We start from the raw sequence: 11,003 nt of genomic DNA on the forward strand, positions 1-11,003 counted from the left end.
GTAGGGGCGGTTCGTCACGGATCCTGAGCCCCGTCGAAGGACGAACCGCCCCTACGTACCAATCCCTTCCTAGTCAGGTCATGTTCTAGAATCGACGCAGTGTAGGAAAGGGGCACGGGTTTGATTTTGTGCATTTCTATTCTTCAACGGACAGTCCATTATCCCAAGCAATCTGTCTGTACCCGCCGAAAGCTCGGCAGACCGCCGATCACCCCAGGCTCATGTTTCTCTCTCCCTCGGTTGGTGGATCATAGCCCACGCATAACAGAGCGTTGCGGTTTCACCCAGCAGTTTCGCCAGTCGTTCGACAAACCGGATTCCGTCGGCATCGTCACGAAAAATGTAACGCCGTTCGATCCCTCGGAAGATGATGTGATGCAACCCTCCCGGCGCATCAATGCGTGCTTTTCGCGGCATGAGGTTTCTGTATCATGGACTATGAAACAAGGAAACGCGCAAATTCAACCCCGTCCCCCTTTTGCCTCACTTTACGCCAACGCACGCCTCTTGGCTCAATCAGGTAGAAATCTGGTTCAGCATTCTGAGTCGTCAGGCCATAAAGGGAGCCAACTTCACCTCTCCTCAAGACGTACGCAACGCCATTGACCGCTTCATCGCCGTTTATAACCGGGACGCCGCGCCTTTCGAATGGCGGAAGCGCTCCGTCCATTCCGTCGGTCTCAAAAAGAAATATAAGGACTTATGCAACTAAGTACTAGTGCGGTTGACTTACGCTTATCAAGCAACATTTTTTATACTTCTTGCCGCTTCCACAAGGACAAGGAGCATTGCGACCAATCTTTCCACCATCCTTTTTCACTTTTTCGATTCTATTCTTTCTGAGAGTCTCAGCCACGGGCCTCAATTTCCTCAGTTCATATTCTCCTAATGACTCTAGCGATAAGAATTTGAAATCGATGCCTTTCATTGCCCCTGTGTTTTCGAAAAAAACTTCCAGAAGCAAGCGATCAGAATCATTGGTTACAAGCATTGCTGCTTTTGTATGTTCCAAAGCAAGCGCCAAATCACGATTCAGAATCCCCTCCTGCCAACTAAATAGAGTAATTCTTGTTTCTCCATATGTGGAAAACGGTTTAGGCTTGCCAGTTAGTCGTTGTGCAGATAAAGAATTGTCAATTTCAGATGTAATAATATCTCGCCAATCCTGCCCATAATTTAGCAACATACTGGCGACTTTGCGTCGGCCCTTAAGATTGGTAGCATTTAGGAAATATATTATTTCTCGGAGACGGGTTGGCATACCTTGTTTAAGTGTGCATAATGTGTTTGAATCATGTAACTTCTGAGCAAAAAACCTATCTATGTCTGAGCGATAGCCATGCCATACGATACGTGCATCGGAATCTAACTCATCGACGTATTGAGTGTACACATTATGCTTCAAATACAAACCCAAGTGATCAAGTTCATCATCTGTCTGAATCAAGATAGATTTAAACGCGCCCATTCTATGCTCGACAAAATGCAAAAATACGAGTGGGTTGTCAAAGATTTCGGAATAAGTCCGAAGGTCATCAATTGATATCGACCAAACAGCATGTTCGCCAACATCAATCCCGATTGTCCTTAAGTGTTGAATTTGCGCTGCTATCTCTGTAAATGGATCAAGTGTAACTGCACATATTTGTTTATGCTCGAATTCTTTGCTTGAAATGCTGCAAATTTTATTATGCGAACTATCAAAAATATCGACTTCTTCTTGACTTTCTAAATATTTAAAGAACCTACTGCCTTGCTCCACAGGCTTAAGAACCAAGTTCTTTATGGAATCAATATATGAAGGAAAGTCTAAGGCAGGAGAAGTATATGTAAAGGCCCCTGCTTTCACTTCAATTACAAATAGACAATCATCGTAAAGCATGAGTCCGTCTGTTTCGCACCATTCTTTCTTTCTTTCGGAGCTGGTATACCATTTATAATAGACAGACTGATAAGCCTGTGCGCTTGGTAGTAAGGTCTTTAGATACTTAAAAGGCAGTTGTTCCGAGACCTGCTTTTGTTTTTCGTTCCATTCCTCGCGATAATCTGGTTTGATACGACAAATTGTCTTCTGCAAAACTCGATAAAGATTGTCTAATAAACTGTACAACTCAAAACAATAGTAACGTCCGTCTAGCTTGATGAAGGGCCGTTTAAAAATAGGCCATATACGTAGTGGCCACCCTTTGAAATTGCCTTCCGAGAGAAACTCTACATCCTGACCTTGCGTCCATGAAAGCTCATCGAGCAATTTACTGGGAAGGTTTGTGACTTTTTCAATGTCAAAAAGATCTAACCCCAATAAACTTCCGAATATCCTATCCTTCCACTTTTCCCAACGATTTTCCTTTATCACGTTGGACATCAAATCGGGAAGAGAAGCTTCGGCTAATTTTTCTGCGGTAGAAGCTTTCGACTCTAAAGCATCGATACTTACGCGTTGAAACTCTTGGCATTCAGCGAGAGCCTCGAATAGGCCTCTCGTTAGCGCGTGCTGAATTTTCAAAACATCATCGATGATCTGTTCAGAGGTAATCCCAAACAATTCAATCAAGACATCTGAGTGAGGTGAGAGAAGATCCTGTAGGTGACTTCTTTGATGGAATAAATATCGGTTTCCACGAACGTTGCACCAATAGAGCTGTGCCCTGTAATGATATTCTTCAAATTCTTCATCTATATTAGATGACCGTGAACGCTTAAACGCAGTAAGGCACATTTGATATTCCATGTTTAACTGATCAAATAGATCACTTACTGAGTTTCTTAGATGGGTGTATTCTGCTTCTGTTAAGTCTTCGATGTTGCCTTTATTAGGAGAAGCGGAGGCAATTATACTTTGAACATAATCTAGCATTCTTAATGATACAGCAGCGTTGTGGTCTACATCGACTTCGCTCTGCTTATTAAGATGATTTACAGCCATATCCCAATAGGCCCGCTGGAGCAGGAGCGTCGGATCAAATTTGATAATTTTTTTGACGATGGCTGAAATTTTGGCATCTATCTCTCGGCAAACTATCGGAAAGCGATTGACCAGTTTGGCTTGCACTTCGGTCAACTCTTCTGGCGTTAGGTTACTTCGGAATACATTTAGTTTGCCAAAACGTGCGATCTCAAACGGACCGTAAGAATAGTGCTCATCGGGCTCTACTGCTTTCCTTATTTTCCGTTTCTTATTTTTTGATCGGCTTTTCTTCCCCATTTCTCTCAATCCATCCGTCAGGCTTTGAGCTTACTACTAACCTTAAGTGGTCTGAAGTCAGATTATGCTCTTTGTGGTCATCTTATGTGAGTTTCTATGGTTTTTGATTCCATCTTGCTCTTGCCAACTGCGGGAAGATATCCGTGTTTTGCATTACAAATCATAAGCAGCTTTTCTGTCAAATGCAATAACTGATTTGTTTTACAGGGATTCTTCGATCTCAGGCCGAGGTCGCTACTTGAAGATGGCCCAGGAATTGCGCAGTGCGGTGATCCCGAAAATCGCTCGCAGGCGCCAGTATGTCGACGCCACGGGGACTTGGCCCATACACAACATATGGTATAGCCCCGGACGCCCAGAAAAGTTCACCTTCCTTGCCAAACCTGAACGTATTGGTCCTTCATTTCGGTAAAGCATTCTTCCGCAAGTCTTTGATTTGTGTGACTCTTGGGGACGTGCATGCTTTTATACCTTTGTCCTCCAACCAAACCAAATCCATATTCTTTTTCAATCGCTTCAGCCCGTTTGGGCAAGCGACTTGCCGCCGGTTGAGTGATCTTTCGTCTTCCGTCAATGTCGGTGGCGGTCACCTCAAGGTCTCGATGCGCCCAAGAGCAAAGGAGCGCGCCCGATCTTTGATCGTTTGCGGCGATTTACCGAATGCCGTCACTTCCTTGGGGGTCATACCCATCGTTTCGGCCATTCTAATATGAACTGCCAATGAATTCCTTTTTAAAAGCAGCCCCTACAACGACGTTCGGATTTTCCCGATCCGTTTCCCATTGCGCAGGGTTATTGGCGATGTATTCCCTGATGCGGTTCAATTCCTCGTCGTCGCGGATGATGTGTTCGTAATAATTGCGCTGCCATATTCTGACGCCGGGAGTGTCGCGCAGATGGTTGATGCGTTTGGTGGATACCGTTTTGAAGGCGCCGACCAACCGACCGATGGGTTTGCGGTTTTTCGTAGGGGCGGTTCGGGAACCGCCCTTAAAGACGTCGGTAATAACGATAATCCCGTGCAAACGATTGGGCATGATGACCCATTCATCCAATTCCGCATAACCGTGTCGTATCGCCAGCCATTCCCACGATTCTGCAACCTTTTGGCCGAAATCGTTCAATATCGTTCTTCCGTCCATGGCGTCCCCGAACAGACATTCCCGGTTCCAGGCGCAAATGGTCACGAAATACACCCCGGCTCGAGAATAATCGTATCCGTGCAATCGGATGGATCGGCGGTTATGTCGCATCAATTTCCATTGCGAGGGCGGTTCGCGAACCGCCCCTACAGGCTGGTTACGCTGAAGGGGGAAGGCTTCGTATCTCTGCTAAAAAATAGCAGTTTTCGTGCCAAATGCAATAACAAGTTTATTTTACTTGGATTCTTCGATTTCTGGCTTAGGTCGATACCTGGATGCTGCGCAGAAATTGGGCAATCGCCGGCCCTACATTGCTCAAAAATTGAGCAGGGCAGCCATTCCGGAAATCGTCGAGACTCGCGGCTGTGTTCGCGTTGTGAAATTCAGAAAAGACGCCACATCTGGTATAGTCGCGACCCTCCCCCAACGTTCGCCATATCTTGCCAAAACCTGAACGTTTTGGTCCTTCTTTGCGGATTCCAAAAGATCTCTCCCGATACCCCGTGAAAAAATGCAAAGCTTCTTATTGCTCTGAGAACAGGTAACGCTCCTTGCAGGGAATCGCCCCTCCAGGTCTCCCTTCTTTTCACCCGCTCCCGCCGTGTTCACAAAAACACGCCTTTCAAACAGCACAAAAACGAGGTATGTTTGCTATCCGTATCCACAAGATTTTAAGCAAAGCTCCAAATGCTCCGACGTTTTTCATAAATGGTGGGAGTTCTCGCAACAACGCACGAAATTGCGGGTCAAACCCGGCGTCGAGAAAGGAACCGGCGACATTCACAAGGCCGAAACAAGCCGCCGGTTGTCGGGGGAAGCCTCTTGCGCAGGCACGTCATCAGTTTCCGGATAACCCCTGACTTCGGCCCGGACACGGGAGCGGCCCGACCCGCTCAAAAAGTTTTGGAAAGGGTCCGGGGAACCCTTTTCCAAAAGGTTTCCCCGGATACCTTCTGAACAAATAGAGGAACCTCGCATGTTCAAGAACATGAGGTTAGGCGTCAAACTGGCGGTGGCTGTTCTGGTCCTGGGGGTGGTTCCTTTTGTGGTGATCGGCATCGCTTCGCTCACCAAATCCACCGGGGCGCTTTCCAGGCAAGTGTTCGATCAGCTCGAGGGATTGCGGGAGATCAAAAAGGCACAGATTGTCCGTTTTTTCGAAAACAAGAAAAACGACATGGCCACGCTGGTCCATTTCGTCGAGCAACTCCGGGAAGAAGACTTCCGGAGATTCTCGTCGATCGAGGCTTCCAAAAGGCGCCGAATCGAGGATTTCCTCGCCCAATTTGTAAAAGAGCATGCCTACTACGACCTGCTGCTGATTCATCCCCGCGGCGAAGTGGTATATTCCGTGGCCCGGGAGCCCGATCTGGGGTCCAACATGATCGAGGGCGAATATGCAGGCTCCGGCCTGGGTCGACTCGTCCGGAAGGTCATGGAAACCGGCCGATTCGGGATGGCTGATTTTGAGCCGTATGCTCCCAGCGGAGGCGAACCCGCCGCCTTCATCGCTCAGCCGGTGACGTTCGATGGGAATAGCGAGTTGATCGTTGCGCTCCAGCTTTCCATCGAGGCCATCAACAACATCATGCAGGAGCGCGTCGGCATGGGCAGGACGGGAGAAACGTATCTGGTGGGCGAGGATAAGCTCATGCGCTCGGACTCGTTTCTGGACCCCGTCCATCGCTCGCTGAAAGCTTCCTTCGCCCATCCCGAGACCGGAAAAGTGGATACCGAGGCCGGCCGGGAGGCCCTGGCCGGGCGCTCAGGCGAAAAAATCATTACGGATTACAACGGCAATCCGGTCCTGTCCGCGTATGCTCCAATCCACTTGTGGGACGTAACCTGGGCGTTGATCGCGGAGATGGATGTGGCCGAAGCCTTCGAGGCGATCAACAAGCTGACCTGGGTGGTCGGGATCGTAGCCGTTCTGAGTGTGTCCGCCATCATAGGCGTGGGTTTATTGATCGTGCTGCTACTGCTCAACCGCACCTCCGCTTCGCGGCGCGGCTGATGCATACCGGCCTTTCCGCGGTGCGGCGTTTGTGGAAAACCGAATGCGTTTGAAGAATAAATACTTTTTCCCCCTGGCTCTGCTGTCCATCCTTGTTTCCGTGTTCACCGCCGTATGGCTGGTGCTGTTCTGGCATGCGCTGAGCCCGACGGAAAAGGCCCTTTTCGAGCATCTTTTCATCAACCGCTTCGCTCAAATCCTCATCATCGGCTCGTTGAGCCTCTGCGCTTTGGCGTTCGCCCTGGGGGCCCTGCTTCATTACTACCTGATACCCCTGAGACGATTGACCGAAGAGACCCATTTGATCACCACGGTGAACCCTTCCCACCGAGTTGCGCTCAAAGGGGCCAAGGACATCCGGCGCCTGGCGGCCGCGATCAATCAGGGCGCGGACCGGTTTGAAGAAGTTCAGCGCAGGATCAGGAGCATCGTTCATCGGGGAAAATTCCGGCTCGAGGAAGAGAAGAGCGTCCTCGAGGCCATCCTCGCCCAACTGACGGACGGCGTGTTGCTGAGCAACAACGGGGGCAGGATTACGTTTTACAACGAACGCGCCAGGGAGTTGCTGTCCCCCGTCAACCTAACCGAGCCGGCCTCGAGTATGGCCGAAAGCCCGGTCGGCTTGGGTCGCTCGATCTTTGACCTGGTGGACTCGAACCGGCTGATATCCGCCATCGACACTCTGGATAGCAGCCCGTCCCTCGAGAAAACGAACCCGGTCCGTTCATTCGCTTCAGAAAGCCCAAAGGGACGCCGGTTGATCGTCAAAGTGGCCCCGGCCTGGGATTCGCAACGAAAAAGAATCGGCTATGTCCTCATTTTGAACGAAGCTTCTTCGGAGTCAGGCTCAGGAGAGATCCACGGTCAGGAAGACATGGACCGCAGGCCCGCGAATTCCGGGCCGCCCGATCTCCATCTGCCGATATCCGGCCCTTTGTCCGCCGTGCCCGGCCTCGGGAGCGAATCGCATTCCCGAGGAAACCCTAGCGCCGGGTTTTATGATTTCGACCTGTTCGCCCAGGCCGAAAATCACACGGTCAATGGCGATCGCCCTCTCGCCGAACTGGCCTACACGGTGTTCGACACGGAAACGACAGGGCTATATCCCTGGGATGGAGACGAGATCATTTCCATCGGAGCCGTCAGGATTATCAACGCCCGTTTACTGCAGGACGATGTGTTTCATCGACTCATCGATCCCCGGAGGATCATCCGAACGGAAGCCATGAACATACACGGCATCCGGCCCGAAATGCTGAAGGGTTGCCCCACCATAGACCGGGTGTTGCCGCTGTTTCAGAAGTTCGTGGAAGACTCGGTGCTCGTGGGACACAATGTGGGATTTGACATGCGATTCCTTCAAATGAAGGAGGAGGCCACCGGGATCCGATTCAACAACCCGATTTTGGACACCATGATGCTTTCCGCGGTGGTGCATCCCAATCAGGAAGCGCACAGTCTCGAAGCGCTCGGCTCGCGGTTGGGAGTGGATCCGGTCGAGCGCCACAGTGCGTTGGGCGACGCCCTCACGACGGGCAGGATCTTAATCCGGTTGATCCGCCTGCTGGATGAAAAAGGCATCAAGACTCTGGGACAGGCGATCAAAGCCTCCCGCGACACCTATTACTCGCGCATAAGATACTAGTCTCCGAGGGAAACTTTAGAAATCCCGCCGGAGGCGGGACTCAGACTCCCTTCAAATGTTTTGACCATGGCCGCGCGGACTCCAAACGCCGCGCGCACCGTTTATATCCTTTCACGGGGACCCGGACAGACCCTATGGAATCCGCCTCTAACCGTGTCATTTAGCGGTAACTTGGCGGGGTAGCGCGGACAACTTGTTGTCCGCGTTGCGAAGCAACAAGAGGTCCCACCCGGCGTATAGCATCACGCAGCCTTACGATTTAAGACGTACAGTCACCTCCTGTCCTCGGACCCGGACAACAAGTTGTCCGGGCCACCCATCCATCATGATCGATCCCTATAGCGACGAGTGACACGGCCAGGAAACGCCTCTCTGTTTATGACGGCCAACATGGTTCCCCCTCACAAACAAAGGCTTCTTATGACCCTGTGAACAAGTACCATCGTGTTTTTACAATTCCTCTGCCCGCAGGTCCTTTTGAAGCCTCTTGATGGCCGACAACGAGGCTTTGAGCGACTCATAGTCCCGGCGACTCAGTTCCTTCGGACGGATGTGAAGACTCGAGCCTTCCCCTTGCTCCCGAAGGGTTCGGATTTCCCTCTCGATCCGGGCGCGCGTCAGGAAGTTGTAAGCTTGCAGCAGTCCGTCCCGTTTCGTTTCACTGAACAGGCCGCGCTCCACAAGGAGGTTGAGTCTCTCAGCGGTGCGTATCGCTTCCATGCCGTGTTTGAACGCGTAGAACCGGATCATGAAAATCAGCGGCTCCATGGCCGTTTTGACGTTCAGCTCCCCCCGATGACCACCCTTGGATTCCACGAGGACGTTCCCGAAAAAACCGAGGGGGATCGTGTATCGCGTGGCGATCTCGGAGAGATGACGAAAGAATCCGAGAGACCTCTCCAAAAGCTGAAACACATGCGAGCGTAGTTCCTTCGTCAGGGATTTCTCTCCGTAGGCGCATCTGAAATCGAAGAACGTGCCGAACCGCACCTGCAGTTCGGGTTCGAAGGAGAAAATCCAGTCCGAAAAGTAGGTCTTCCAATCGGAAAGAGGCCGGCGCCATTGGGGCGATTGCGCCATGAAACCGCCTCTGCAATACTCATAGCCCGCCCGATCCAGCCATCCACAGACTTTTTCCCCCAGATTCAGAAAATAGCCCAGGGCCTCGTCGGCCTGCTCGTCCGGGACGTCCTCGACGATGATGGCGTTGTCCTGGTCGGACTCGAGTGTCTGCTCGCTCCTGCTGGCGCTCCCCATCACCATGAAGCAGAACTTCGCCGGCGGAGGCCCCAGCTCGTGTACGCCCAGTTCGACGAACTTAGCCAGAACGGCGTCTCCAACGGCGCTGATAAACAGTGTGAGCCGGTCAGCGGAAACGCCTCGACCCATAAAGGCTTCCGTCAGGAGGAGCAACTTCTCCCTGAAAGGTTTTCATCCGACAAGTTTTCCACAACCTCCGGTACGCTCTGCTGAAGCGGCCGCTCCGGCATTTCCGACGACCCCGTTTCGAGTGAGGGTATGTTGTTCCTGATGCTCGTTCGCTGCAATACTAGTTTGATCGACCGGGTATTAAGCCGGCGTTTTTCACTTACGGCAACGTAACAGGAAATGTGGGAAACGAAAACCGCGAAGGATATCGGCCGTAGGCATTGGCATCGATGGAAACAGCGGATGAGCGGGCGCGAAGCCCGATCCCGAGGAAGGATTCGGCGTAAGCGGATGGGCGACCGGCGGATGGTCGGGCTCGCCGGGAACCCCATTTATCCCTTCTTCTTGAACACCATTACCTTGGCGCCGGGCAACTTGATCTCGATGAGATCTCCCTTGATCCGGCCGACCAGAACTCCGCCGCCTCGAGTATTCAGCCTCAGCTCAGCGTTCCTTGCTTCCCATTTGAATTCAACTTCCTGGTCGCCGGACACCCACAACCCGGCGCCGCCTTCTTTCAGCTCGAAGTATGCTCCGTCTTGGGTGGAAGACTCCGGTACCCGAGCCTCGTACGTACCCGCCAATCTCTCGTGGGAATCACATGAAAGGGCAAAAGCGCATACGAAGCATATCAACAGCAGCATCGACCGATTCGAAGTTCGTAGGTTCATCTCTGCCTTCCTTAACTTATGGCGGGAGCCGAGTCTTCCGATTTTCTCCGGAAGATCGTTCCTCCCATGCGGAGCAAATCGAAGCGGTCGAAAAAGTACACTTGTACGACCATAGCCAGCCAGGACAGATCCCGAAAGACTTCCCACCAGCCAATGTCGGACCCCACCACGTCAAAACAGCCGCAACTGATTTTGGCCCCCCGAAAAATGTTGATCGTGATGGCGACCGCGAACCCCGCGAGCATGGCCCCCGTAATGAACGCCGCCGCCCGGATTCTGAGACCGATAATAAGAAAAAGCCCTACGATCAGTTCGAGCCAGGGAAGCACCACGGCGAGAACATTGACGGACCAATAGGGAAACAGGCGATACGCCGCCAGATTTTCAGCGAACCCCGCCGGATAGGGAATCTTGCTCATGCTCGCGTACACGAATACGATTCCGATGTACATCCGCAGAACCAGTGCGAGGTATTCGCTGGATACGCAAGAAAGTATGAATGCACGGACTCTGTTCACGATGTCACCGCGAAACCGTTTTTCTTCCAGGCGGACAGCCCGCCCTTCAGTAGTTTTACGTTCGTATGGCCCCGCAGGATCAACTGCCGGGCGACCGAGTCGTCGTACAGACGACTGACGGTGCTCCCGTACACCACGATCGGCTTCTCGGGATCCACCTGACTCAACCCCATCATGTACGCAATATCGAAGATGGTCATGGGAATGTTCAGGGCCTTTTCGATGTGTTCTTCCTCGAAAAAGTACTCCGGACGGGCATCCACGAAGACCGCCTCCCCCGTATCCCACAAGGCATGAGCCTCCTCCGGCGATATCCGGGACAGCGCCTCACCGGACCAGGATTCCGGAGTCAGCGTAAGGCCGCTGGGATTGGACAGGTT

10 protein-coding genes are annotated in these 11,003 nt (G+C 51.8%); 3 read left to right on the forward strand and 7 right to left on the reverse strand.

Annotation, left to right across the window (positions count from 1 at the left end):
- Positions 1–219: 219 nt before the first annotated feature.
- Positions 220–417, reverse strand: coding sequence for a hypothetical protein (locus HY788_13225; protein MBI4775113.1), 198 nt, complete (start codon positions 415–417; stop codon positions 220–222).
- A 61-nt stretch (positions 418–478) separates the two neighbouring features.
- Here HY788_13225 and HY788_13230 point away from each other — a divergent pair, with 61 nt between their 5' ends.
- The gene (locus HY788_13230; protein MBI4775114.1) at positions 479–712 is read left to right on the forward strand and encodes a transposase; all 234 of its coding nucleotides are present in this window, start codon (positions 479–481) and stop codon (positions 710–712) included.
- Between the two features lie 3 nt (positions 713–715).
- Here HY788_13230 and HY788_13235 read toward each other — a convergent pair whose 3' ends face one another.
- Complete coding sequence (locus tag HY788_13235; protein MBI4775115.1) at positions 716–1,261, reverse strand: SEC-C domain-containing protein; 546 nt, start codon at positions 1,259–1,261, stop codon at positions 716–718.
- A gap of 2,648 nt (positions 1,262–3,909) precedes the next feature.
- A complete protein-coding gene (locus HY788_13240) occupies positions 3,910–4,458 on the reverse strand; it encodes a transposase (GenBank protein ID MBI4775116.1) in 549 nt (182 codons plus the stop codon).
- An 865-nt stretch (positions 4,459–5,323) separates the two neighbouring features.
- Between HY788_13240 and HY788_13245 the strand changes: the two genes are divergently transcribed.
- Entirely contained in the window at positions 5,324–6,361 is a 1,038-nt protein-coding gene (locus HY788_13245; GenBank protein MBI4775117.1) for a cache domain-containing protein, read from the forward strand.
- Positions 6,362–6,404: 43 nt separating this feature from the next.
- The gene (locus HY788_13250) at positions 6,405–8,006 is read left to right on the forward strand and encodes a hypothetical protein (GenBank protein ID MBI4775118.1); all 1,602 of its coding nucleotides are present in this window, start codon (positions 6,405–6,407) and stop codon (positions 8,004–8,006) included.
- A 450-nt stretch (positions 8,007–8,456) separates the two neighbouring features.
- Here HY788_13250 and HY788_13255 read toward each other — a convergent pair whose 3' ends face one another.
- From HY788_13255 to HY788_13270, 4 genes are all read right to left on the reverse strand, one after another.
- Complete coding sequence (locus HY788_13255) at positions 8,457–9,395, reverse strand: hypothetical protein (GenBank protein MBI4775119.1); 939 nt, start codon at positions 9,393–9,395, stop codon at positions 8,457–8,459.
- 371 nt (positions 9,396–9,766) lie between these two features.
- A complete protein-coding gene (locus HY788_13260; GenBank protein ID MBI4775120.1) occupies positions 9,767–10,105 on the reverse strand; it encodes a hypothetical protein in 339 nt (112 codons plus the stop codon).
- Positions 10,106–10,116: 11 nt separating this feature from the next.
- Positions 10,117–10,626 (reverse strand): DoxX family membrane protein, encoded by a 510-nt coding sequence (locus tag HY788_13265; GenBank protein ID MBI4775121.1) that lies wholly within the window; start codon positions 10,624–10,626, stop codon positions 10,117–10,119.
- Positions 10,620–11,003 (reverse strand): rhodanese-like domain-containing protein (locus HY788_13270; GenBank protein ID MBI4775122.1); only part of this gene is annotated, 384 nt, incomplete at its 5' end. The genes HY788_13270 and HY788_13265, both read right to left, overlap by 7 nt.

It is taken from the genome of Deltaproteobacteria bacterium (genome assembly GCA_016208165.1).
Classification (GTDB): Bacteria; Desulfobacterota; Desulfarculia; order JACQYL01; family JACQYL01; genus JACQYL01.